Consider the following 23463-nt stretch of genomic DNA (forward strand, 5'->3'; position numbering starts at 1 on the left):
GCGGAACTTATTAGGGTGTTAGTGTCTGTTAGATTCCCTGTGTTACTTTTTACAATTGACAGGGGACTTACAGACAATATGCACCATGTTAAACAACTATAATATTATATCAAAGACTTTTAAACATTACGATAAAACTTTATAACTATTTATTGCCTAAAACAAGCCTGATTTTACTTCCTTCTTGTACTTTTTCTCCTGCGACTGGTGCTTGATCAATAATATAGTCACCTTCTCCTACTACATCTACCTCTAATGAGAGCAGATATTGCTGTAATTCATTTTTGTTCAATCCAATTAAGTCAGGTACTTCAACAGGTGGTGATTCCGGCCATTCATAATCTTTATCAATTCCATCTTCTTGTTTTTGGACTCCTAAGGCACGTAAACTATCTTCAATAATCGTGCCTACAATCGGAGCAGCTACCACCCCACCAAATTGTACAACATCCTTTGGATTATCTACAGCAACATATACGACAATCTCAGGATCATTAGCTGGAGCGAAGCCAATGAAAGATACAATATGATTATTTTCCATATATTGTCCGTCTTCACCAACTTTTTGGGCTGTTCCCGTCTTGCCACCAATTCGATACCCATCAACATATGCACTTCTACCAGTACCTAACGCAACGACAGATTCCAGAGCCTCACGTATTTCTTTTGATGTTTCGGATGAAATAACTCGATTTTTCAACACAGGTTCAGAAGTATTTACAGCATCACCTGTTACCGGATCGAGAAATGCTTTTGCAACATAAGGCTCGTATAAATAACCGCCATTAACTGCTGCTGAAACAGCCATTACCTGCTGAATAGGAGTGACCGAGACCCCTTGACCAAATGCAGTGGTTGCTAACTCTACAGGTCCCACATTATCTAAATCAAACAAAATTCCAGTAGCTTCTCCTTGTAGATCAATACCTGTTTTTTGTCCAAAACCAAATTGATCTATATATGAAAATAATTTTTCTTTTCCTAACTTTTGTCCTAACACGATAAATCCAGGGTTACACGAATTTTGTACAACTTCTAAAAATGTTTGATGGCCGTGTCCACCACTTTTCCAACAATGCAAATGCGTGCCACCTACTTCAATGTCCCCATCATCCACATATTCATCATTTTCTAAATCTACAGCCCCTTCTTCCAAAGCTGCAGCCAATGTAATAATCTTAAATGTAGAACCAGGTTCATAAGTACTCCAAATTGGTAAATTGCGATTGTATACTTCGGCACTGATCTCCTGATAGTTTGCCGGGTCAAAGTTTGGTCTTGATGCCATACCTAGTATACTGCCATCCTTTGGATTCACTGCAATAGCTATCGCACCGTCAGGATTATATTTCTCCTCTGCTATATCTAATTCCCTCTCCATGATCGTTTGAACCCTACTGTCTATTGTAAGCTGCAAATCATAGCCATCAACAGGTGGAGTAAACTTGTCAGCCATTTGTGGCATGCGCTGTCCTTTTGCATCACTATAAAAGGATAAACTGCCTTCTGTTCCACTTAACATGTCTTCATACATCAACTCGAGTCCAGTTAATCCTTGATTATCAATTCCGCTAAACCCAAGAACATGTGACAAATAAGCACCATTTGGATAATGTCTAATCGAGTCTTCTGCAATATATATCCCTTCTAAATCTAAAGTTTGAACTGCCATTGCTTTTTCTTCTGATATCTTTCGACCTTCTGGTTGCAATATAACGATCCGTTCATTTTTTTGCATTGCTTCTAATGCATCTTCATAAGGCATCTCTAATACATTAGCTAATTGCTCCGCTGTTTTTTCTGGCTCTGTCACTTGTCTAGGTACAACCATAACGGTTGGAGCAGAGACATTCTCCGCCAAAACCTCTTCATTAATATCAACAATCTTCCCTCTTTCTGGTTCAAACACAATATCTCTACTCCAAAGTTCTTCTGCTTCAGCAATTAGAAAATCAGACCAGATAAATTGTACATACCCTAACCTTACTACAATAACTGCCATAATTAATAATGCAAAAAGAAACACAGTGACTATTCTGCGCTGAACCATAATATTGGTTATTCGTTTCATGACATTACTCCTTTAATTCAAGAAACTGTTTGTCCCAATATATGTTTGCTTAAGGATGAATAGAACACTGTGTGCTATTGTTAAAAAGAAGAATTAGATAAGCTTTTACCAAGAACGATGAACTTCAAGAATATTTATGTTCGCTTTACAAAAGCGGAGTCTATCACAACCCTTGGATAAACAGAAAGAAGGACACTTTCATCATTTCAAAATGAACATCTATACAAAGTGTATGATTAAGTGAGCTATTCCTCTTCCTCCTCACCTTCACCGGCATCGTTTTCGTCAGCATTTGTTTCCGAATCTGCTGATACATCCGGTTCCTCTAATTCAACCATTAAATAATCTTGTTCATTAAATGCTCTGCCTTCCTCAATACTTTGCTTTTTCACATAACCATTTCCTAACCATTCTAAATCTAAATTTAAAAAGTCTCGGAATGATAATACGTCTCTAAAAGACCATCCGGTCATATCTGGCATGTTAAGTTTATCTGTCGCAACAAAAACAGTTTGTCTCGTTGTTATCTTTGTCCCAGGTGCTAGATTCACCTTTTTGATCTGTTCACCGTCTCCGACAATTACAGGCTCGATACCTAGTTCTTGCAATTCATTTACATATGATTCCGTTTGTTTACCTTCCCATTCAGGAATCTCTACGACTTTAGATGGTTCTGCAGCATCTTTATCTGGTTCAATATTTAAATAACGTAAGCTGTTTTCCATTACATTCTTGAAAATAAAAGATACAGGTGCTGAACCTGACTCCATTTCATCCAAACTTGGCTCCTTGACAGACACATACATTATCAGCTCCGGATTGTCAGCAGGTGCCATACCTAAAAATGAAAAGACATAACTCTCTCTACCTACTTTATACTTATTTGTTTCGGGATCGACTATTTGTGCTGTACCAGTTTTACCTGCCACCGAATAGTCATTTAAATTGTAGATGTTATGACCTGTACCATTTTCAGAAGTAATAACTGTCTCTAGTACTTCTAATGTTTCTTTAGCAGTTTCAGGAGATATCGGTTGACCAACTACTTCTGGTTGATTCTCCACAATAACCGTTTGCGTGTCATGATCCAATGTTCTGTCAATAATATAAGGCTTCAACATTTTTCCTTCATTCGCAATAGCAGTAGCTGCTTTCATTAACTGTATTGGTGTGGTAGTTGTACCTTGACCAAATGAAGTTGTTACTTTTTCAGTTACCCAATTATAAAGGATCCTGCCTTTTACTTCTCCTGGTAAATCAATACCAGTTTTTTTATCAAAGTCAAATGCTTCCAAATACTCTAAAAATCGATCAGCTCCGATCTTTTCATACGCTAGCTTTGCTGCAGCTACATTGGAAGATCTCTGTATACCTTCCAAGTAACTAATCGTTCCCCAGCCACGACGTCCATTGTGATCTCCTATTGTTTCAACGTTATCCTCTGCTTTGTATGTACCTGATTTAAATTCTTCCTCAGGATTCCACACTCCTTCCTCAATCGCCGCTGCTAATGTAAATATTTTCATAGTTGAGCCAGGTTCGAAGGGTGTAGCAATTACATCATTATACCAATTTTCTACTTCTCCTAGATTATTAGGATTATAGCTTGGTCTATTACTCAAAGCAAGGATTTCTCCCGTTTTGGCATTCATTACAATAGCTGTCATGCGGTCGGGATTATATTCCTCATCCACCTCAGATAATGCATCTTCTAGTAATGTTTGTATTTTCTGATCAAGCGTTAAAAAGACGTCATCCCCATTTTCAGGTTCATTTATTACTTCTTTCGGATCTAATAGTTTCATATTGAACTTATCTCTCTGATAAGAAATCGATCCATTTTTTCCTGTAAGCAAATCATTCATAAACCCTTCAACACCATTAATGCCGACAATTTGATCATCTTGTTTATCTGTTAAGCCAATGGTGTGAGAGGCAAACATACCATTCGGATAAAAACGGATTGGTTCCTCAATGAAATTTATTCCAGGTAACTCTAGCGCTTCAATTTCCTCTTTCTGTTCCTGATTTAATTCCCGACCATTAGCACCAAATTCTACTTGGAACCTTCCATTACTTATACCATCTTCCAGTCGCTCAACAATTTCTCCTTCTTCCATTTCTAAAATAGGTGCCAGTTTTTTCGCAGTATCTTCAACATCCTTTACATGTTTTGGGGACAAAGGATTTGTCGTTTGGGCTTCATCTACTACAGCATATAGGCGATATACAACATGTTCTTGAGCTAGCGCCATGCCATTTCGGTCATAAATAGTTCCTCTACTAGCAGGAATACTGTATTTGTTGGTTCTTTTTTCATCTGCCCACTCCTGAATGGAAACACCAGATACTTCGTCCGAGACTTGAATATACAAAAATCTTCCGGCTATGATGAGAAATAAAATGGTAAAAATAACCATCCAAATTATTGGCATGATTTGCGTTGTTTTACTTTTCATTTTTCAACACCTAATCTGTTAATTCAGTTGCTTGTTTTACTTGGGTATTCTGAACCTTCAACCCATGTTTTTTTGCATTTTCAATAATCCGTTCAGGCTGACTTAATTCTTTTTGTTGAAAAGCAAGGTTTTTGTTTTGTACGCTTTGCTGTTGAATTTGTGTATTTAATGATTCTACATTTCGATTTAATTGGTCCAATGAAGCACTGTAAGTAACCATATAAGCGGAAAAGCTAAGGAATATGACAGCAAAGACAGAATACATCACCTTTTCTCCTCGAGTAACCCACCGCTTTTGAACTTTTACTTTCTTTTTGACAACTTTCTTATGTTGAACTTGTTCTTTTACTTGCTCGTTTGTGTAATAAACTCTTGCGTGTTGACTGCTCATGTTTCTGCCACCCTTCTATTTCGTAATTTCTTCATTCCACTCTTTAACTTTTTCGATCACTCGTAGTTTAGCTGACCTTGAACGCCGATTTTCTTCTAATTCTTTCTCTGATGGTAAAATTGGTTTACGATTTATCAGACGAAATGGAGGTTTGAATTCCTCAGGTATTATAGGAATATTTTTTGGGACTGGAGCTGAAGTGCTCCACTTTTTAAAAGCTTGTTTGCATATTCGATCTTCCAGCGAATGAAACGTAATGACCGCTATTCGCCCGCCTATACAAAGAGACCGTCCTGCTTGATACAATGCATCTTCAAAAGCTTTCAACTCATCATTAACGGCTATTCGAATTGCTTGAAAAATACGTTTTGCAGGGTGCCCTCCTTTTCTCCTTGCAGGAGCAGGAATTGCCTCTTTAATAATTTCAACTAATTCAAATGTAGTATTTATTGAGTTTTTCTCTCTTTCGGCTTCGATTTTTCGTGCAATTTGTTTAGAAAATTTCTCTTCACCATATCGGAAGAAAATCGATACAAGATCTTCATACGGCCATTTATTAACAATGTCAAATGCATTTAATTCACTTTCTTGATTCATTCTCATATCTAATGGAGCATCATGTTGATAACTAAATCCTCTTTCCCCTCTGTCTAATTGCGGAGAAGATACACCTAAATCAAACAAGACTCCGTTTACTTCTGTTATTTGTAATTTTTCTAATTCCTCATTTAGATAACGAAAATTTCGTTGTACAAAAGTGACTTGCTCAGAATAATCTTTTAACCTTTCTCTAGCGGCATCAATAGCATCCTGATCTTGATCAAATGCAATTAGTCTGCCTTTTTCACCTAATTGTTCCAGTATGTATCCGGAGTGCCCACCACCACCTAATGTGCAGTCAACATAAATGCCATCAGGATTAATATTTAGACCACCCACGGTTTCCTTTTTTAGCACCGTATAATGTTCAAACATGGAGCCACCCCTATCTTGTTGTCTTTATAAATCAAAATCCATCATATTTTCTGCAATCTCTGCAAAGGATTCCTCTGATACGTCTACAAATTCATTCCATTTATCCTCAGCCCAAAATTCAACACGATTAGATACACCGATAACTGCACATTCCTTTTCGATACCTGCATATTTACGAAGTGGGGCAGGTATATTTATTCTTCCCTGCTTATCCAATTCACATTCAACTGCTCCAGAAAAGAAAAAACGGGTAAATGCTCGTGCATCTTTTTTCGTTAGTGGTAACTTTTTCAGTTTTTCTTCTAATTGGCGCCATTCGCTCATTGGATATGCAAACAAACATTGATCTAAACCACGAGTAACAACAAACTGCTCTCCTAAATCATCTCTGAACTTAGAAGGAACAATTATACGTCCTTTGGTATCAATGTTATGTTGATATTCTCCCATGAACATATCCAGGCACCCCACTTTCTACCTTTATCGTACCACATTCCCCCACTTTTCACCACTAAAACTTAAAAAATTAATTCAATTTTTTGATTGAATTATTTTAATCTGATGAAAAGTACTCATATTAAGGTTTTTAAACAATTAAAAAAAACGAGTAGCTACCCGTTTTTCTTTATCCTGTGCAAGTGTTTAAAATTTTCTATCATTAAGCAGCATATATTACAAGCCAAAAGAGATAATTTGATTAAAATACATGTATCGCCTATTCTTCTCAGGTATAACATATACCTATATATATCAATTCAAGATGTTGGTTGTTATTAAGCTAACACTAATAAGATATTGAATAAAAAAAAGCTGCCGTTTATGGCAGCCGAAATAAAGGTTTAATTATTTATTGGAAATGCTACTCGAAGGTTGGTTCACTCTCAATATTTTTTATAGAAATGAACTTATTTTTTTTAATTCTGTTTCAAGTCGATCAAGGGTTTGATTAGCTCCCTCAATGGCTCCAAACTCCCGAGCTACCTGTTCTCTAATTTCTGCAGAAGAAAAGATCATTCGTTGAGTAAGTAATGTATGGTTGTCTTCTTCAACTAAAGTTATTATGGTCTGAAATTCACCAGGGTCCCCTTCTATATCATCGGCGGATGTGTAAACGAGACGTTCTGGTTTTACAATTTCCTGAAAGGTGATCTTGTTTGGATATTCCACACCATCTGGCCCTTTCATAATAAATCTCCAAATACCTCCTGGTTTCATTTCAAATGCTGAAGTTGTAACCGAAAAACCTTTTGGTCCCCACCAGTTTTTTAAATGTTCTGGCTGGCTCCATGCTTTCCAGACTAATTCACGTGATGCCTTAAAAACTCGCTTTACAATAATTTCTTTTCCTTCAACTTCCACGGACGTGTTTTTAGTAGTACTCATTTTATAACCTCCATCAATTTTAAATTTTATTACTTTTCTTTTTCTTCCATTTCTTTTAGATAATTATCCAAGTTATCAAACCTTTCTTCCCAAATACGGAGATAAGATTCAAGCCACCCATTTAATTGGACAAATGGCTCAGGCCGTAATTGGTATATCCGACGATTTGCTTCAGCATGCACTTTAACAATCCCTGCATCACTAAGGACTCGAAGGTGTTTAGAAGCTTGCGGCTGACGGATTTGTAGTTGATCTGCTATTTCTCCCACTGTAAGTGGACCTTCTCGTAAAAGCTCTACAATCTGTAAACGATTGGATTCAGAAAGAGCGTTCAATATTGTAGTATCCATTTATAGAATCCACCCCTACCCATAAAACATTGCAATTTAAACTAATTAAATTGTAACGACTACTTTTTTACTATCCCCTCCAAATTCGCACACAACCCTGTAAAAATGGCATTGTGGTTATGAAGTTTTCATGTATAATCAATATTCCTCAATAAGAATATAACACAATAAGAATATTCTTGTAAAGGAATTATAGGTTTTTTAATATTTTACAAATGTTGTTGTAGTGTTATTTAGAGGTCTACTAACAAAAAGTACACCACTATATCCAGTGATGTACTAATTATCCTATAATGTTTGTCATTATAGATAAGCTGCTGTTCTAATAAAAACATACAATCACTTACCTTTAATTTTACAAAGTAATCCGTTCCTTATTATTTATAAATACACGATATAATGTTGTTTTCGCCAATCAAACGTGTAACTATTAATATGCTTCATCCATTCAAAGCCATGAAGGTTAAGGAAATAAGTAATATTCCAAATTCGTTCTTGGAGGCCATTCTCAGGTTTTAAGTGCATTTGAATATAATCAAACTCTTTTAGGTGTGTATGATATTTTTTGGAATATTCTTTATTTAACCTATTTGAAAGCTGATCCACTTGCTGTAACAATAAGTGGAGATTCTTTTCTGCATATTGTGAAACATCATCGGATAAATCTTTTGTAATTTCTCTTAATGGAAGATGTGTTTGTTCTATGGCATACTTCAACTGATTGGTCATTTCTTCAACTGGCCTGCTAGTCTGGGCGGATAACCAATTTTGTTTCTTAGTCAATACCCCATTATTTACAGCAGTACGGACATCTAGATGGTACTTATCTAATAATTTTGATATTTTTTCCTCTACGAATGTTAAGGATACGCGTGGTAACACTGGTGGCATTCTTAATGATACAGTATGGAATGCTTCTTTTAGGATAGACCAATATGCAGCCTCACTTGGGCCAGCAAAAAAAGCAAGAGTTGGAAATAACTTTTCTTGCATTAATGGTCTTGTTACTACATTATTACTTAATCTTTCGGGTGTTGCTTCCGCTATTTCTAAAAGCTGCTGGTTGGTAAATTGACATTCACCATTTTTACCTACCCATTTTTCTTCATTTTTTTGAAGGAGAATTCTTTCTCCCTCTACTTCCACAAACAAATGACCATCATCTTGATTCGCATCCACACTTACATGGTATCCTTTTGTTCTCATTGACTGTAGGGAATTATATACCCCTCTACTTATTGCTACTTGCTTTTTAATTATTTCACGAAAGTAGGATGATTCTAATTTGCGCACTGCACTATTACCAGAATCAATTAAAATTAGCCCAGTATCAGCAAAGATCTCATGCACAAATGACGCAAAAAAATCAACAAAAGTAGTAGCATTTGAAAGCTTGTCACGTAAAGAGTAAAACAATTCTTTTGTATAAGCGGTTTCTTTTAAAGAACGAAAAGTAGCTTTTAACCATTCAAATGCTTGTTCTTCGTTTAATTGTCGATTAGATACAGAAGTTCTTTCCTTATGATGATCAATTATTGGATATTTTCGAAGTTCTGTTTCTTCAGGTAAATAAATATGATTTACTTCGTCAAAATCGTGGTCCTCTCCTGCAATCCAAAAAACAGGTAATACTGGAATACCTAGTAACTCTTCCTGCTCTCTTGCTAAAGATATAATCGAGATAATTTTATTGATGGTATAAAGTGGCCCCGACAGTATACCTGCTTGTTGACCTCCAATAACAACCACACTATTTTCATCTCTTAGTCTTTCAATATTCTTATAGGTTGCTTCAGCAGCAAACCAGCGTTGATTTAAAGTTGTTAAGACATCAGCAAGCGCGTTCCTTTGGAATGTCATTCCTTTTAAATCCCTTACCCTTTCTTCAAAAACATTTTCTTGATAAGGATTATAATCAAAATGATCCAATAAATTCTTTACTTCCTTTTCATAATCTAAGATAAATTTATTATGTAAATCGAGTCTTTGGGATTCGATGCGCATTAATGAACTGCTCCTTTGTATTAATATGTACAATAGTAATCCAATAGTATTGTACATAATGCAAACGATAAAAGCACATAATTTGTTTATAAATATAAATTCAATGAAAAAACCATGCTTATATTATATAAAATGCCGTATAAAATATTGATAATATATAATGCGAAGAATAGTAAAAAGGTTACTTTCCAGAAACGCTTCCACACATGTAAAAAAACAATATCTGCATACACCTTCCAATGAACGAACACACATATAATTAAAATAACTAACAAAATAAGAACAATATATCTAATAGGATTAATGGAAAAAACAGTGTAAATAATGGCAGCGACTGATGCAATGTATAAAATAGTTGTCGAATCAATCGCAAGGTGGAAGGAATATCGCTTTTCTCCAACCAATTTACAGGATAATTTATACACTAAAAATGTTATAGCAAACGGTAACGTAATCATTAATGCAAGCAGATAGTACAAACCCTCAACCATACAACAACCTCACTTCAATCTTTTGTATAACTTTTATACCATTACTTTTGGTCATATTAATATTTATTATATTAGACTTTTGAACTTGTGCAAGCTCTTTTCGAATAAATTAAGAGAGGAACATAAAAACCTCACCTTTTCGATGAGGTTCAACCTATAGTATGAAGGTATTAATGCTTGAATTTTTCCATAGCTTGCTCTACAGTCTCCATAAAAGCTTGATACTGATTTATCGTTTGTTTTAATTTTTTATTTTCTTCCATTAACTTACGTAATTCTTCCTGATGGTCTATTTCCTGATAATATTTTTGCAAACGCTCCAATGTTTGAATTACTTCGTGAATGTTTGGTTGACCAGAATGACTAGCATCTAACTTTTTATTCGTGTGATAAGCTATTTTCTTCCGATTCTGTTTTGCCAGTTGAATAGCTTCATCATACTGTTTTCTCAAAGTTGCATTCCAACGAAAGCCACATGCGGCAGAAGTTCTAGATAATTTCTCACCTACTTCCTTAAATGCCTCTAGCTGTGTTTTCCCTTCGCGAATATGGCGTAAGACTGTTTCAGCTAGCAAAATATCTTCATCACTAGTCCAAGCATCTTGTCGATTCCCTTGCACAACTCCACCTCCTCTATTCTTGTTACAATGTATGCAATTAATAGAAGAGATAGACATATAATTATTAAAGAAACCTCATTAGTGCCCCTCCCTACATTTTCACATTGTTTAAATTAACAGAGAGCGAATACGACTTTAATGAATAGTGGATCCGGCCTGATACTCGCGTTTATTGTAGGGAACTGATGATAGAAAACAATCCCTCCAGGAAATTAAGATATCTACCTAGTTCTCCTTACATAAGAAGGCATAAGTATTAGCTGCAACATGAATCGGACATAAGCTTCACAAGTAGTTGTTATTGGTTAATCAAGGAAGGAAGAAAGTAAGGAAGGAAGGCATAAAAATAGTGTAAGAGATCAAACTCTTACACTATGGTTGTACAACATATAAAATTATTGTTCCACTACTTGCTTTCCATCATATTGCCCACAGGATTTACATACATGGTGAGGTTTTGTAAGTTCACCACAATTTGAACATTCTACCATTCCTGGTACATGTAATTTTTTATGAGTACGACGTTGATTTTTTACTTTTTTTGAAGTTCTGCGCTTAGGTACTGCCATACGTTACACCTCCTTTAAAGAGAAGTAAAGATCTATCCTTTACTATCTTTCTCATTACTCTTGTCATCTAATAAAGATTTCAATTTTTCTAGGCGTGGATCAACAGTCTCTGATTTTTCTTCTTCTGTAATCAGTGTCCACCCTTGGCCTTCTTTCATCGTATTCGCTTCTAATTCATCTTGATCAGCAAACACTCTCAGCGGTATTTCTAATAATACATTTTCCTTGATAAATGGAGTTAAGTCAAGCACCTCACCATTTATCAAATGCACGTCCTCCCCTTCACGATAAGAGGATATCGTAAAGAATTCGATTGCATGTATGGAAAAATCATACGGTACATCTACTAATGTTCTCGCACATGGGAGAATCATCGTTCCTTGAATTTGATAATCACAAGTTATATCTTCACCATCCATCCTAGCTGTTCCCTCAACTAAAACTGGATCAATTCTTCGGATATCATTATCCAACTCGGCGATATCTGAGATATCTACTTCCTCACGATAAGGAACGGATTCTCCCTGTGACTGTTTAAGTTTTTGGATATATAATTTCATTATACTCACCTCAAGGCAACAAGAAATATTTTAAAATGTATTGACCCATTTGTCAATATATTTTCTTTACACAACAAACATTTATTATTTTCTATGCTATACTACTTTATACAATATCCTTATTTTGTACATTAACCTAAAAGATCATTCATTAGCCAAATTGTGGAGGAGATTACTATGAAAGCATGTGGATTAATAGTTGAATATAATCCCTATCATAACGGACACCATTATCACTTTCAACAGGCAAAAAAGATTACAAGAGCTGATTGTATGATTGCTGTAATGAGTGGTAACTTTCTTCAACGAGGCGAACCAGCAATTGTAGATAAGTTTACAAGAGCAAAAATCGCACTAGAACAAGGAATTGACCTCGTGATTGAACTACCTTATTTTTACGCTGTACAACATAGTGAACTCTTTGCAAATGGAGCAGTGAAAATATTGAACAGCTTAAAGGTTGATTCGTTATGTTTCGGAAGTGAACATGGCAAAATGCAAGATTTTAATAATATGTATCATTTCATCAACAACCATCGAGAGGAATATAATTATTTTTTAACTCAATCCTTAAAGCAAGGCTATTCTTACCCTAAAGCAAACGATATTGCTTTTTCCAGCATTGGCGGAAAAGAACTCTCTATTGATTTCAGCAAACCGAATAATATACTAGGGTATCAATACGTGAAAAACATTTACGATTTACATACAAACATAACTCCTTTCACTATTAAACGTATTAAAAACAATTATCATGATCGAGAAATTCATGATTCCATTGCAAGTGCCACAAGTATTCGAAATCAACTACTTGCAAAAGATGCAAATATAGAACAACTAAACGATGCTGTTCCGTCGATAACAAAAGCAGCTCTTATAGGTTATAAAGAAAGACATCGTTCCTGGCATTATTGGGAAGCATATTTTCATTTATTGAAATATCGTGTCTTAACAATGAGAAGCGAAGAATTTAGTGATATACAAGGTGTAAAGGAAGGATTAGAGTATCGAATTGTAAATACCGCTAAACAAGCGGAAACTTTCACTAATTGGATGGAGCTGCTGAAAACAAAAAGATATACTTGGACTAGTTTGCAACGAGTTTTCACCCATATATTGACAAATACGCGCACAAGTGATATTGCATCATTAGTGCATAAAGAAAAACCTTCCGCTATTCGTATTTTAGCTATGAGTAAGACTGGACAAAATTATTTAAGTGTCCGAAGAAAAGAAGTCGATGTTAAATGGTATACAAGCAGTAAACAGCCATATCCCTATCAAGCGTTTGAAGATCGGGTTGATCATGCCTATTACAGTATTTTACCGGAAGCTTCTCAACAACAATTAAAAAAACAAGCATATCAAAAACCATTATTTAAGACACCATAATCAAGGTGTCTTAAATAATGGCACAATCTCCTTTGTTATAAATTATTGAGGTAATCCAATGCGTCATCAAAAGTGTCAACAGGCACTATTTCCATATCTGTTCCAATTTCTTCAGCAACTTGTTTGGCAATTTGATAATTAGAATTTTCTCTCCCATTTTCATTAGGTGCAAAGAACACATCACATTCTGCCCGATCCGCCGCGACTACTTTTTTATCGACGCCTCCTATTCTACCCACATTTCCTTGATAATCGATCTCGCCTGTACCAGCAATTTGATAACCTTTTGTGATATCCTCCTCTATTAACTGATCATAAATTTCTAATGCGAACATCAATCCTGCACTCGGACCACCAATCTCGCCACTAGAAAACGTTAATTCCGGTGATACCGTAACACTACGATTGGTAACGAGCTGTATCCCAATTCCTGGTTGCCCATTTAATTCCTCTAGAGCTTGCAAGCGAATCTCTTCCTCAAGTGTCTCCTCATCACGTTCAATGGTTAATGAAATCGTATCTCCTACATCTTTTGCAGTAACATAATCGATCAAATCCTGTGCTTCATAAATAATATTTCCGTCAATTTCAAGTATTTGATCAGCCGATTGTAATATCCCATCTGCAGGCATGTCCTCTACAACGGAAACAACATAAACTCCTTCATAGTCAATGTTAATCTCTTTTTCCGCTGCTTCATAAGCCACAACAGTTGAAGCTTCTTGTGAGCTTTCCATCATCATTAATTGCATTTGGCGATATTCTTCATCTGTCATGCCATCCAGTAGTACTTCCTCAATAGGGAGTACATCATAATAATCTCGCCATAGCGCTAGCATATATTGAAAGGGAGTTGCTCTACCGCCTTGGATTGTTACTAGATGCATATCTCCTTCACTCTCAGATGCACCTTCGACTTCTACTACAGGGTTGAGTGGATCTGCATGTCCCGGTTTATGAATATAATATGGTAACTGATAACTAAATACTAAAAAAATGATAATTAACCCAATGAAAAACCCCAGTATCTTTGCTTTGTCTCTATTTTGAAACATGTAATCCCTTCTTTCTCGTGGTCATTCAAATTTATCTAACGATATGTCATATTTCTCCTTTATTGTTGCGTATATTTAAATGTAGGACAAACTTAAAAACACTACATATTTTACTACTCATTTTAATAAAGGTACAGAAAAGTGCTATCAAAGGAGTGCAAAACTTGAAGCAAAAGTTGTATTCTATTATTTATGCATCAGCTTCCGCATTTATGGCTGTCATGATTATAACCTTTCCTCAGGAAGTATTAAAAGCTAGCCAAAGAGGTTTAGATGTCTGGGCAAATGTTGTCTTCCCCTCATTATTACCTTTTTTTATAATGGCAGAATTATTAATAGCCTTTGGAGTGGTACATTTTATCGGGGTGTTATTCGAACCGGTGATGAGACCATTATTTAATGTCCCTGGGGTAGGCGGATTTGTCTGGTCTATGGGGATGGCTAGCGGTTATCCGTCTGGGGCAAAATTCACCGCAAGATTAAGACAAGAAAATCAATTAACAAAAACAGAAGCAGAGAGACTTGTTAGCTTTACCAATGCATCTAATCCACTTTTTATAGTCGGAGCCGTTTCGATCGGTTTTTTTCATGACCATCAATTAGGTATTTTATTAGCTATTACTCATTATACTAGTAATTTTCTTGTCGGTATTTGTATGCGATTTTACAAAAATCACGATAGAAAACGTTATTCATTACAGCATTTTTCCATTTCTAAAGCTTTTTCACAGCTACACTTAGCAAGAGTAAAAGAGAAAAGAGCGATTGGTAAAATATTGGGGGATTCAGTAACCCACTCCATTCAAACGTTACTGATTATCGGTGGATTTATTATTCTTTTTTCTGTGTTAACAGAGATCCTCCGCGAAGTGCAAATCGCACAATTTCTTTCTGGAGGCATTGCTGTTATCTTAAGCTGGTTTCATATCCCAACAGAGATGGCTCTACCATTTTTCTCAGGCTTGTTTGAAATAACCATAGGAGCAAACGAAGTCTCCAATACAGAGACTTCTACTTTAATAAAAGCTATTTTAGTTTCCGTTATCTTGGCCTTTAATGGTTTTTCTGTCCAAGCTCAAGTCGCCAGTATACTGGCCGAGACAGACATACGATTTGCTCCTTATTTCTTTGCACGTTTATTACATGGTGTTTTTGCTAGTATTATTGTTTGTCTTTTATATGTACCTATTTACAAAAGCCAATTAACTCAGGATACTATCACATCTGTTTCGGCTCAGCCTTCGATTCACAACATCCAAACTATCTACACGATCTTTGAACAATCCGGATTCATTATTACGTTGACGGCATTATGTATCTATCTAATAATTTTAATCAAACAGAAAAATTAGCTAATACTAAATTTCTCTTTTAGTGCCTCTTCAACTACTGGAGGCACTAGATCTGCTACATTTGCCTGATATTTTGCAATTTCTTTAACCATACTTGAACTTAAGAAAGAATATTGATTATTCGTCATCATGAAAAATGTTTCAATTTCTTCGTTTAATTTTCGGTTCATTGACGTAATCTGTAATTCATATTCGAAATCGGAGACAGCCCTTAATCCTCTTAGTACTGCCTGCGCATTTTTGCTTTTCGCATAATCCATTAACAAGCCATTACATGCATCTACTGATACGTTATCGATATCTTCTGTTGCTTTTTGTAAGAGGTGAACTCTTTCCTCAACAGAAAATAATGGTTTTTTTGATTGATTATTAAAAACGGCAACAATTACTTTATCAAAAACCTTAGCTCCTCTAAGAATAATATCCAGATGACCATTTGTTACCGGATCGAAACTACCTGGACAAATTGCAAGTCTAGTCAACACCTTTCACACCTTTCCTAAAAATTGTGATTGCTGTAGTATTATTGTATACTTCGCTTTTCCATACATCATACCTTTGATTGTCTATTTCCATTTTAGTATGCGGATCATGTTCACAAATAATCAGTCCGTTATCCTTCATAATGTCAATTGTACTAATACTTTTTAACAACTTGTCATACGAGACTTTATGATATGGAGGATCTAGAAAGATTATATCAAATTGTAATTCCCTTTTTTGAATGGCCTTTAATGCTCTGAAGGCATCGTTACGATATATTTCAACTTTATCTTTAATATGTAAATGGTCAACGTTTTGATGAATAATAGAGACTGCTTTTGACTGTTTATCAACTAAAATCGCACTATCCATTCCCCTGCTGATCGCTTCTATCGCCAATGCGCCACTTCCTGCGAATAAATCGAGACAAATTCCTCCGTTAAAGAAAGGGCCAATCATTTGAAATAAAGATTCTTTTATCTTATCACCCGTAGGGCGTGTTAATTGATTAGGGACTGGCTGAATTCTGTTACCCTTAAGATCACCAGCAATTATTCTCAAAATATTCCCCTCTTTCCTGCTTTTTAAATCTATCTTACTATAGCATGAAAATAGTGAAATTCTCAAATTCATTTGTATAAAAGCAAACATTATTGTACAAACTTTAGATATAGCAACCTATAAAGTTGCTTAAATACGGAGAAGACTTACATTTCCCCATAAGTTCTTCCTCCGGTTTCTCCTCTCCCTTTATCTTTTTATTTTCTTTATAAGAAAATAAAAAGAACCTGCAGTTATTAATGAACTGCAGGTTGTTTTTTTGTTCCAGCTATACTTTCCCATTACTTGATACATGTTATGTCCGACTAAGCTCTTCTTTAAATACCCATTTTGTAATCATATTCTTTTTCTTCTTTATCTAACACTTTATTTTCAAAATCGGTTTTAATAAATGGCTTGTAAGAAGGTTCTACCTTTGTGACAAAAGGTAACTTTAATAGCGATTGATATGTATCATCTAAATTGGTTTGATCTACATATATCATCGCATATTTTAACCTTTTCGACACATGTACCATATGACCGAATTTTTTGATATGTTTAACATGTTTCATTTGATGAAACCAAACGATTAATCCTTGTCTTTTCACTATCATCAGGTCACCTTGCCTTTCATCCATTTCGCTAAGAAGCTCTACAACCACAGCCACTACTACCAGATCCACAGCCACAGCCACCATCTTTGAGAGCTGCACCATCCATTGGTACTTTCACCTTATCACTTACACTAAAAGCCACCAACTGGCTAATTTCATCTAGGAATTTTTGCAGATTAGTTTCAGCCATTTTATACGCAGCAATTGAATCGTGCATATCCATCTCTCTCTTAGCAACACGTATTTCTTTCATAATCTTACTATAATCAGGGTGATACCTGCCAAAACGATCTACCTCATCATATGACTTCTTTATTTGATTAAAGCGCATGATTAGTTCTTGTGCTTTTTCATCTTGATCCATTACTTCTTTTGCTTTATAAAAATCCTGCATAACATCAGATTCTACAACCATCTGACCTAGTGCTTCTGATTTATCTAAAATGTCAACAATTTCCATTGTAGCAAGCATAATGGTTACACCTCCATATTATTATCATACCAATTAATAGAAAGAATTAAAAGAGGCAGCACTCTAATCATTCCAAGAGTCTGCCATTTGCATCAATAATCGTATCATCTGCATATTTTGTTGCGTTTTTTCTAAACGCTGAGGTAGTGTTTTACCATAAAATTGTTTAGCTTCCGTTTCTAATTCTGCTATACTATTCGGGTTTCTAGTTAAATATCGGTACCATTCCGGATTTAAACGGATAAAGCGCCACAAATCTTCTCTTTGTTGAATAAATCGGTAGGTCTCAGGCTCCATCTACAGGCCTCCCTAGTCTTTTGGGTTATAGAAAAATTTGTTTGATTGTGATTGTCCCATTTGATTATTACGAAACTGTTTAAACTGATCAATTAGGGTCACAATATTATTGATTGCTCCGTTTAAATCATTGATATGTGTTTCAACCTGATCCAAGTCTAATTGTTCTAGATGTTTCCATAATTTTTGATAAAGTTGATTGGTCGAGTCGTCATTAGACTTTGCGTAACTTTCGTCTTGATTGGACTTGTATTTACTCCAAGAAGGATCTTCTTCTCCTAATAACATATATTTTTCATAAGCTTCTTGTAATGTTGTTTTCCCTTGACGAATTTCTTTAATTAGAAGGGGATGCTCATGAATAAAGGCTTTAAACTGTTGTACAGAAGGATCTGATGTTTTTCTCATTGATATGCTCCTCTCCTACAACTTCTCTACCACAATATATGCAAATTACCTATTTTGGTGATCTCACCATTATTTTTGAATGAAATTTTGGGTGTAAAATGATTGATAGACACCTACTCCTAAATGTGTATAATCCTCTTTGAGTAATGCTTCCCGATGACCTTCACTATTAAGCCAGCCATGTATGACGGCTGGAGCATCTATATAATGTGCTGCTATGTTCTCTCCAGCTGCTAAATAGGAGGCATTAGCGGCTATTAAACGCTCTTTCAGTCCATCCCCATTTAAACTATAGTGAGAGAAATAATTTTCCTCAAACATATCCTTGCTATGTGCTTTGGCAGCCTCTGCTGCTTGATCATCCCATGTTAAAGTATTCAAATCATGTAGCGACCGAATTTCATTTGTTAAATCAAAAATCTGTTGCTCTAAACCTTCCTCGATTTCTTCCCATTGATTTTGATCCGGTTGATCCACTTCTTTTATTTCACCCCAGTAGTATAATTCATATGGTTTCAATAACTCAAAGCCTTCTTTATTTAATATTCGCAACCCTGATAACTTTTCCGTAAACTGATCCATATATAATTGAGCAAATACTTCTTCTGACAATCTTACAACTGGTCTCTGCTTCAAATCTTCTTCAGTCAATTTAAAACGTAAATGATCAAACTCAATTTCCTCTTTTAATTGATAGATATCCGAAATTTCCTCCGATGATTGCCCAATAACTAGTGGGTGGAAATCTAAAGTCTCAGAATTGGAATAAATACTAATAATTGTTTCATTTTGCACCGCTACTTGAATATAGTAATTGTCTTTCTGAAATATCCACCAATCGAAACCATATAAGGAAGAATCCTTGCGATCAGGCTCTCCATAAACAGCTATAAATTCTTCAATGTCTTGGTTGACATATTTCCACACTGCGTTTTGCTGAACGATAAGTGTATGATCTTCTTCAAGGTGTAACTTTTCACTTTTTGTTAATACAGGATTTTTGTGATAAAGAGCCACCTGGGGCTCATCTTGTTGACTAAAGTAAAATAGACTGATAAATACTATTAAACAAACTATGAAGATAAATGATATCATTTTAATTTTCATATAATCCCACCTATTATTGACCTGTAATTACTAAAATATATGCTACTCTAGATTTTTCATGAAAGTTTTTAGAAGGAATAATCCTTTATAAATTGCATCTTTTAGCATTTCATACTATTATAGTTTTAGTGATTATTTTTTGATGAGGTGAAAGTATGAAAATTACAAACACAGAGATCGAAGATGTATTAATTGATTTAGAACCATTAGATCATGCCATGGCAAAGGCGAATTTTGTCCGAGCAGATCAATGGGATTATGAACGTGTTACATATGATTATAAAATCGGCTCTCCTGAGAAAAACATCACCTATTACATAAGAGTACAGGGTTATGCAGTTGAGGGTGATGTTGATAGAGGCGATGCAGTGATTAAATTATTAACACCATTATTGGGAAAACATTATTATCCTCACGGAATTGAATACGGAGAGGAAGAAAATTTTCCACCATCTACAGTTGAAAGAGCGGTAAAATTATTACAAAAGGCAAAAGAAAACATGATACCTTTTATAAAGTAATGGTCTACTTTCCTAATAAAAAACGGCTGTATCTAACATACAGCCGTTTTTCATAAGGCATATATAATGTACACCTGATGTTGAAAGGAGTTTCGATATTACTTAAATGAAAAATCTCAATAAAAAACATCTCAAGTTATTTTTTGTCATTCTATTTCTAATATTAGTGGCTATTTTCATTTTACCAGTATCCATTCCACTCATATTAGCCTTTATTACTGCATTAATTCTAAACCCTGTTGTACGATGGGTTATTAAAAAATTAAAGTTAAATCGTAAGTTATCAGTTACTGTTGTATTTATCCTGTTTATTATCATCGTTAGTACAATTGGAACATATGCAGTAACGAAAACAATTGGTCAAGTAGTGAGCTTTGCTGAGAACGTTCCAACATACATTGTTCAGCTAAATAATCAGCTCCTCGAATGGGAATCAGACCTTGATCATTTTACCGAAGATTTACCTACTGAGCTCGTCGAGGAAGTAAAAACACAAATACAATCTACTACAACTGCATTGAGTAACAATATAAGAGAGATAGTAAGAATCGAGGAGATTGCTAAGATAGCAAGTAAAGTACCAGAATACCTGGTAAGTTTAATTGTATATTTAATCGCATTATTTATGTTTATGCTGGAACTTCCTCGTTTAAAAGCAAAAGCATATAGTCATTTAAAAGAAAGTACAGCAGAAAAAGTAAAATTTATGAATGATCGTTTATCGCATGTAATTCTAGGCTTTTTTAAAGCTCAATTTCTAGTGAGTATCATCATTTTTATTGTATCACTTATTGGATTGTACCTTATTGTTCCTGAATATGCGTTAATTATGTCCATAATAATCTGGGTTATTGATTTTATCCCGATTATAGGCTCAATTGCTATTTTAGGTCCATGGGCGCTCTATCTATTAATAACTGGTGAAGTATTAGTTGGTGTCCAGCTAGCCATTCTAGCAGTAATTCTTCTTGCTATTAGGAGAACCGTAGAACCAAAAGTAATGGGAAAACATATTGGTTTATCCCCACTTGCAACACTTATTGCTATGTATATCGGTCTGAAGCTATTAGGAATCCTTGGGTTTATAATTGGACCAATGCTAGTAATTGCTTTTAATTCAGCCAAAGAAGCAGGTATTATAAAAATGAATTTCAAAGTGTAAAAGAAGCGAGAGACTTTTTCCGCTTCTTTTTCCCATGGTAACCACACTATTCTGCGTTGCGCAAGGATAAAAGTTGATGACATTTTACCAGCTAAGTTATAAGCACTTATATGTAAAAAAACCGAGCTTAAAGCTCGGTTTTTTAGGTTCCAAATATTGCTTTTATTAAGCTCGTTGTCTCCCCACCTTCATAGAAGACATACAATAACAGATAGACTATTACTCCTGTTATTGCACTGAAAAACCAGATAACACTTGTCACTGGACCAATCTTCTGGTGTTTTTTTATATTTCGCTTGAAAGCTAAAATCAAGGTAACAATTCCAAAGACAGCTCCTGTAGTAGCTAATATTATATGGAATATTAAAAATATCGTGTAATAAATCTCGTACTCCTCTGGCCCACCAAAGCTTGTATTCCCTATGAAAATTGTTCTGGACATGTAAATGATAAAAAACACTAATGCACTCACTGCTGCTGCTATCATTACTTTTTTATGAGCTTTGTAGTTTTTTTTCACAACTAAACGCCAGCCAATAGCTACAAGAATTGCACTTAATACGATAAAAAAGGTACTTATTGTCGGTAATATTTCCATTAGATCCTATCCTTCCAATTTATATTTGCTCTGTATGATGGTTAGCTGGTATCGGGTCAATTTTATCTGCACCACTTCTGAACCATGGGAAGAAAATACGAGCTAAGATGGCACCATAAATAATTTCTTGTGTTATTTTCATCACAATGCCCCCAAGCTGCTGGTCTTCTAACATACCTAATGGTGAGAACATTTCTGGACCACTTAAAGATAAGCCACTTAATACATCACTAGGTACACATAATGCCATCGCCTGAACCCAGGCACCTGATGCACTGTATGTAGTATAAATAGTAGTAGTAGAGAAAATAATTAAGGCGCAAGCTGGAGTAATTAAAATACCGTTTGCAGCTATATAACCAAGCTTAAGTAAAGGTGGCATTTTATTCATCTCTTTAATTGGTGAAAATATCGGCCACCAGACAATGAATGCGGCAACGAGTATCGTTAAAGTAATCAGTGTATGTGCCATTTCATTTGCTTTAGCATAGTCAAAAACGACTGGAATATGGTAGATAGAAAACAAACCATTAAATAATAATAAGGCAATTAAAGGCTTGGTTAATAAGCGTAAGATTGAACCAAGTCCAAATATATTAAAAACCTTTTGCCATACCCATACAGGTAGTCCTTTAATAATCAAAATCGGAAAAAGTAAATAATACAAGGCCATCTGGATCATGTGAGCTGTAAACATGATGTGCGATAATAAATCTACGGGAGATCCTTTTATAATATAAAGGAGGATTAAACCACTGTAGAAATAAGATATTTGCTTTATATCCGCCTTTTTATCATCTTGTCGATTGATGAAAAGGAAAAAATAAAGAACAGCTAAGCTTAATATAAATAGCATAAAGTAAGGACTCCATAATGCTCGAAAACCGAAAATCTGTAAGTCTTGCCACATATTTATCACTCCATTTTGTATCATAGCAACTAGTTCTTATTATAGCGAACTTATCAGTGATTAAAAAGTAATATAAACATTCGTTTTTAACAATTTAATGAACAGATACATAAAAATCTGTAATCACGACATTAAGCCCCTTTCATTTCTACTTTTTTCATTTATCATCTGTGTAAACTAACGATCATTACTAAATAGTTATCTCACCACAATTCTTACAGAGATGGAAATAGCCTTAGCTAAATTAAAGAAAAAAGCGATACACATTCTTCACAATTGTTAATATCACTTATTTTATTTTCCTATTAAAAAAGCTTGAGAAGTGTTGATTTACTTCTCAAGCTTTTTCGTATTACCACCATACTAACACTACAAGCGCTAGAATAGTTAAAAATGCTGCAAAGACGCCACCATAGAACATTAAAGCTGGTAGCTCATGCCCTTTATGGCTCATATGCATAAAGTAGTACATTTGAAATCCGACCTGGATAGCAGCTAATACCAATAATACAGGTATAACAAACAGTCTATCCAATTCTGATATGACCATTGCGAATGCTACAATAGTGAAAATAATCATTAAAGAAAATGTAATTACTTGCTGCTTCATTTCATCTTTTCTTTTTTGTTTTTCAAAATCAAATTGTTCAGTAGTTCCAGATACTTTGTCAGCCAT

The 23463-nt window shown here is 35.0% G+C and carries 27 protein-coding genes; 4 read left to right on the forward strand and 23 right to left on the reverse strand.

The genetic code is table 11. From position 1 onward, the window contains the following. Positions 1-145: 145 nt before the first annotated feature. From ACTNEP_RS03320 to ACTNEP_RS03375, 12 genes are all read right to left on the reverse strand, one after another. Positions 146-2071 carry a stage V sporulation protein D gene (locus tag ACTNEP_RS03320; protein ID WP_441160216.1) on the reverse strand — a complete coding sequence of 642 codons (1926 nt, stop codon included), beginning with the start codon at positions 2069-2071 and terminating at the stop codon, positions 146-148. A 245-nt stretch (positions 2072-2316) separates the two neighbouring features. Next, complete coding sequence (locus ACTNEP_RS03325) at positions 2317-4530, reverse strand: penicillin-binding transpeptidase domain-containing protein (RefSeq protein WP_441160217.1); 2214 nt, start codon at positions 4528-4530, stop codon at positions 2317-2319. 10 nt (positions 4531-4540) lie between these two features. Further along, on the reverse strand, positions 4541-4921 hold the full coding sequence (ftsL, locus tag ACTNEP_RS03330; protein ID WP_441160218.1) for a cell division protein FtsL: 381 nt from the start codon (positions 4919-4921) through the stop codon (positions 4541-4543). 15 nt (positions 4922-4936) lie between these two features. Then, a complete protein-coding gene (rsmH, locus tag ACTNEP_RS03335) occupies positions 4937-5896 on the reverse strand; it encodes a 16S rRNA (cytosine(1402)-N(4))-methyltransferase RsmH (protein ID WP_441160219.1) in 960 nt (319 codons plus the stop codon). A 24-nt stretch (positions 5897-5920) separates the two neighbouring features. Next, positions 5921-6352 (reverse strand): division/cell wall cluster transcriptional repressor MraZ, encoded by a 432-nt coding sequence (mraZ, locus tag ACTNEP_RS03340; RefSeq protein ID WP_441160220.1) that lies wholly within the window; start codon positions 6350-6352, stop codon positions 5921-5923. 435 nt (positions 6353-6787) lie between these two features. Then, positions 6788-7279 carry an SRPBCC family protein gene (locus tag ACTNEP_RS03345; RefSeq protein ID WP_441160221.1) on the reverse strand — a complete coding sequence of 164 codons (492 nt, stop codon included), beginning with the start codon at positions 7277-7279 and terminating at the stop codon, positions 6788-6790. 29 nt (positions 7280-7308) lie between these two features. Then, positions 7309-7629, reverse strand: coding sequence for an ArsR/SmtB family transcription factor (locus ACTNEP_RS03350; protein WP_441160222.1), 321 nt, complete (start codon positions 7627-7629; stop codon positions 7309-7311). A 381-nt stretch (positions 7630-8010) separates the two neighbouring features. Beyond that, positions 8011-9633: a bacillithiol biosynthesis cysteine-adding enzyme BshC gene (gene bshC / locus ACTNEP_RS03355; RefSeq protein ID WP_441160223.1), complete on the reverse strand. Its 1623-nt coding sequence runs from the start codon at positions 9631-9633 to the stop codon at positions 8011-8013. Between the two features lie 86 nt (positions 9634-9719). Further along, a complete protein-coding gene (locus ACTNEP_RS03360) occupies positions 9720-10124 on the reverse strand; it encodes a DUF3397 family protein (protein ID WP_441160224.1) in 405 nt (134 codons plus the stop codon). A 170-nt stretch (positions 10125-10294) separates the two neighbouring features. Continuing rightward, the gene (locus tag ACTNEP_RS03365) at positions 10295-10744 is read right to left on the reverse strand and encodes an RsfA family transcriptional regulator (protein WP_441160225.1); all 450 of its coding nucleotides are present in this window, start codon (positions 10742-10744) and stop codon (positions 10295-10297) included. Between the two features lie 395 nt (positions 10745-11139). Then, positions 11140-11313 (reverse strand): 50S ribosomal protein L32, encoded by a 174-nt coding sequence (gene rpmF / locus ACTNEP_RS03370; protein ID WP_018932780.1) that lies wholly within the window; start codon positions 11311-11313, stop codon positions 11140-11142. 32 nt (positions 11314-11345) lie between these two features. After that, positions 11346-11873 carry a YceD family protein gene (locus tag ACTNEP_RS03375; protein ID WP_441160226.1) on the reverse strand — a complete coding sequence of 176 codons (528 nt, stop codon included), beginning with the start codon at positions 11871-11873 and terminating at the stop codon, positions 11346-11348. Positions 11874-12050: 177 nt separating this feature from the next. Here ACTNEP_RS03375 and ACTNEP_RS03380 point away from each other — a divergent pair, with 177 nt between their 5' ends. After that, on the forward strand, positions 12051-13265 hold the full coding sequence (locus ACTNEP_RS03380; RefSeq protein WP_441160228.1) for a nucleotidyltransferase: 1215 nt from the start codon (positions 12051-12053) through the stop codon (positions 13263-13265). 35 nt (positions 13266-13300) lie between these two features. Here the strand turns inward: ACTNEP_RS03380 and ACTNEP_RS03385 are convergent, their stop codons facing one another. After that, complete coding sequence (locus ACTNEP_RS03385; RefSeq protein ID WP_441160229.1) at positions 13301-14320, reverse strand: SepM family pheromone-processing serine protease; 1020 nt, start codon at positions 14318-14320, stop codon at positions 13301-13303. Positions 14321-14484: 164 nt separating this feature from the next. On the opposite strand from ACTNEP_RS03385, the gene ylbJ reads away from it, so the two are divergent. Then, positions 14485-15672 (forward strand): sporulation integral membrane protein YlbJ, encoded by a 1188-nt coding sequence (ylbJ, locus tag ACTNEP_RS03390; protein ID WP_441160230.1) that lies wholly within the window; start codon positions 14485-14487, stop codon positions 15670-15672. On the opposite strand, the gene coaD is transcribed toward ylbJ, so the two are convergent. The 7 genes from coaD to ACTNEP_RS03425 all read right to left on the reverse strand — a co-directional run bounded on the left by coaD (position 15669) and on the right by ACTNEP_RS03425 (position 19596). After that, a complete protein-coding gene (gene coaD / locus ACTNEP_RS03395) occupies positions 15669-16154 on the reverse strand; it encodes a pantetheine-phosphate adenylyltransferase (protein WP_441160231.1) in 486 nt (161 codons plus the stop codon). The two genes, ylbJ and coaD, sit on opposite strands and share 4 nt — an antisense overlap. Next, positions 16147-16716: a 16S rRNA (guanine(966)-N(2))-methyltransferase RsmD gene (gene rsmD / locus ACTNEP_RS03400; protein WP_441160233.1), complete on the reverse strand. Its 570-nt coding sequence runs from the start codon at positions 16714-16716 to the stop codon at positions 16147-16149. Before rsmD ends, coaD begins: the two co-directional genes overlap by 8 nt. A 317-nt stretch (positions 16717-17033) precedes the next feature. Next, positions 17034-17312 (reverse strand): YlbG family protein, encoded by a 279-nt coding sequence (locus ACTNEP_RS03405; RefSeq protein ID WP_441160590.1) that lies wholly within the window; start codon positions 17310-17312, stop codon positions 17034-17036. 28 nt (positions 17313-17340) lie between these two features. Beyond that, entirely contained in the window at positions 17341-17784 is a 444-nt protein-coding gene (locus ACTNEP_RS03410; RefSeq protein WP_441160235.1) for a YlbF family regulator, read from the reverse strand. Positions 17785-17847: 63 nt separating this feature from the next. Continuing rightward, positions 17848-18081 carry a YlbE-like family protein gene (locus ACTNEP_RS03415; RefSeq protein ID WP_441160236.1) on the reverse strand — a complete coding sequence of 78 codons (234 nt, stop codon included), beginning with the start codon at positions 18079-18081 and terminating at the stop codon, positions 17848-17850. A 12-nt stretch (positions 18082-18093) separates the two neighbouring features. After that, positions 18094-18489 carry a spore coat protein YlbD gene (ylbD, locus tag ACTNEP_RS03420; protein WP_441160237.1) on the reverse strand — a complete coding sequence of 132 codons (396 nt, stop codon included), beginning with the start codon at positions 18487-18489 and terminating at the stop codon, positions 18094-18096. Between the two features lie 69 nt (positions 18490-18558). Further along, a complete protein-coding gene (locus ACTNEP_RS03425; protein WP_441160239.1) occupies positions 18559-19596 on the reverse strand; it encodes a CAP domain-containing protein in 1038 nt (345 codons plus the stop codon). A gap of 155 nt (positions 19597-19751) precedes the next feature. Here ACTNEP_RS03425 and ACTNEP_RS03430 point away from each other — a divergent pair, with 155 nt between their 5' ends. Continuing rightward, positions 19752-20117 (forward strand): YugN family protein, encoded by a 366-nt coding sequence (locus tag ACTNEP_RS03430; protein ID WP_441160240.1) that lies wholly within the window; start codon positions 19752-19754, stop codon positions 20115-20117. Between the two features lie 106 nt (positions 20118-20223). Beyond that, positions 20224-21279, forward strand: a complete 1056-nt coding sequence (ytvI, locus tag ACTNEP_RS03435; RefSeq protein WP_441160242.1) for a sporulation integral membrane protein YtvI — start codon at positions 20224-20226, stop codon at positions 21277-21279. Positions 21280-21421: 142 nt separating this feature from the next. Here the strand turns inward: ytvI and ACTNEP_RS03440 are convergent, their stop codons facing one another. The 3 genes from ACTNEP_RS03440 to ctaF form a co-directional block, all read right to left on the reverse strand. Beyond that, the gene (locus ACTNEP_RS03440; RefSeq protein WP_441160244.1) at positions 21422-21877 is read right to left on the reverse strand and encodes a DUF420 domain-containing protein; all 456 of its coding nucleotides are present in this window, start codon (positions 21875-21877) and stop codon (positions 21422-21424) included. Positions 21878-21896: 19 nt separating this feature from the next. Then, a complete protein-coding gene (ctaG, locus tag ACTNEP_RS03445) occupies positions 21897-22787 on the reverse strand; it encodes a cytochrome c oxidase assembly factor CtaG (RefSeq protein WP_441160245.1) in 891 nt (296 codons plus the stop codon). 352 nt (positions 22788-23139) lie between these two features. Further along, positions 23140-23463, reverse strand: coding sequence for a cytochrome c oxidase subunit IVB (gene ctaF, locus ACTNEP_RS03450; protein WP_441160246.1), 324 nt, complete (start codon positions 23461-23463; stop codon positions 23140-23142).

It is taken from the genome of Gracilibacillus sp. HCP3S3_G5_2, from assembly GCF_052063305.1.
Taxonomy (GTDB): domain Bacteria; phylum Bacillota; class Bacilli; order Bacillales; family Amphibacillaceae; genus Gracilibacillus.

Excerpts from the sequence above, each read along its gene's own strand:
- ACTNEP_RS03415 (WP_441160236.1), bottom strand. The coding sequence starts at position 18,081 with ATGGAGCCTGAGACCTACCGATTTATTCAACAAAGAGAAGATTTGTGG.
- ctaG (WP_441160245.1), bottom strand. The coding sequence starts at position 22,787 with ATGTGGCAAGACTTACAGATTTTCGGTTTTCGAGCATTATGGAGTCCT.
- ACTNEP_RS03425 (WP_441160239.1), bottom strand. The coding sequence starts at position 19,596 with ATGAAAATTAAAATGATATCATTTATCTTCATAGTTTGTTTAATAGTA.
- ACTNEP_RS03320 (WP_441160216.1), bottom strand. The coding sequence starts at position 2,071 with ATGAAACGAATAACCAATATTATGGTTCAGCGCAGAATAGTCACTGTG.
- ACTNEP_RS03440 (WP_441160244.1), bottom strand. The coding sequence starts at position 21,877 with ATGGAAATATTACCGACAATAAGTACCTTTTTTATCGTATTAAGTGCA.
- ctaF (WP_441160246.1), bottom strand. The coding sequence starts at position 23,463 with ATGGCTGACAAAGTATCTGGAACTACTGAACAATTTGATTTTGAAAAA.
- ACTNEP_RS03360 (WP_441160224.1), bottom strand. The coding sequence starts at position 10,124 with ATGGTTGAGGGTTTGTACTATCTGCTTGCATTAATGATTACGTTACCG.
- ACTNEP_RS03430 (WP_441160240.1), top strand. The coding sequence starts at position 19,752 with ATGAAAATTACAAACACAGAGATCGAAGATGTATTAATTGATTTAGAA.
- ACTNEP_RS03375 (WP_441160226.1), bottom strand. The coding sequence starts at position 11,873 with ATGAAATTATATATCCAAAAACTTAAACAGTCACAGGGAGAATCCGTT.
- ACTNEP_RS03410 (WP_441160235.1), bottom strand. The coding sequence starts at position 17,784 with ATGCTTGCTACAATGGAAATTGTTGACATTTTAGATAAATCAGAAGCA.
- ACTNEP_RS03380 (WP_441160228.1), top strand. The coding sequence starts at position 12,051 with ATGAAAGCATGTGGATTAATAGTTGAATATAATCCCTATCATAACGGA.
- ytvI (WP_441160242.1), top strand. The coding sequence starts at position 20,224 with ATGAAAAATCTCAATAAAAAACATCTCAAGTTATTTTTTGTCATTCTA.
- mraZ (WP_441160220.1), bottom strand. The coding sequence starts at position 6,352 with ATGTTCATGGGAGAATATCAACATAACATTGATACCAAAGGACGTATA.
- ACTNEP_RS03405 (WP_441160590.1), bottom strand. The coding sequence starts at position 17,312 with ATGATAGTGAAAAGACAAGGATTAATCGTTTGGTTTCATCAAATGAAA.
- ACTNEP_RS03350 (WP_441160222.1), bottom strand. The coding sequence starts at position 7,629 with ATGGATACTACAATATTGAACGCTCTTTCTGAATCCAATCGTTTACAG.
- ACTNEP_RS03345 (WP_441160221.1), bottom strand. The coding sequence starts at position 7,279 with ATGAGTACTACTAAAAACACGTCCGTGGAAGTTGAAGGAAAAGAAATT.
- ylbD (WP_441160237.1), bottom strand. The coding sequence starts at position 18,489 with ATGAGAAAAACATCAGATCCTTCTGTACAACAGTTTAAAGCCTTTATT.
- ftsL (WP_441160218.1), bottom strand. The coding sequence starts at position 4,921 with ATGAGCAGTCAACACGCAAGAGTTTATTACACAAACGAGCAAGTAAAA.
- ACTNEP_RS03325 (WP_441160217.1), bottom strand. The coding sequence starts at position 4,530 with ATGAAAAGTAAAACAACGCAAATCATGCCAATAATTTGGATGGTTATT.
- ACTNEP_RS03385 (WP_441160229.1), bottom strand. The coding sequence starts at position 14,320 with ATGTTTCAAAATAGAGACAAAGCAAAGATACTGGGGTTTTTCATTGGG.
- bshC (WP_441160223.1), bottom strand. The coding sequence starts at position 9,633 with ATGCGCATCGAATCCCAAAGACTCGATTTACATAATAAATTTATCTTA.
- rpmF (WP_018932780.1), bottom strand. The coding sequence starts at position 11,313 with ATGGCAGTACCTAAGCGCAGAACTTCAAAAAAAGTAAAAAATCAACGT.
- rsmH (WP_441160219.1), bottom strand. The coding sequence starts at position 5,896 with ATGTTTGAACATTATACGGTGCTAAAAAAGGAAACCGTGGGTGGTCTA.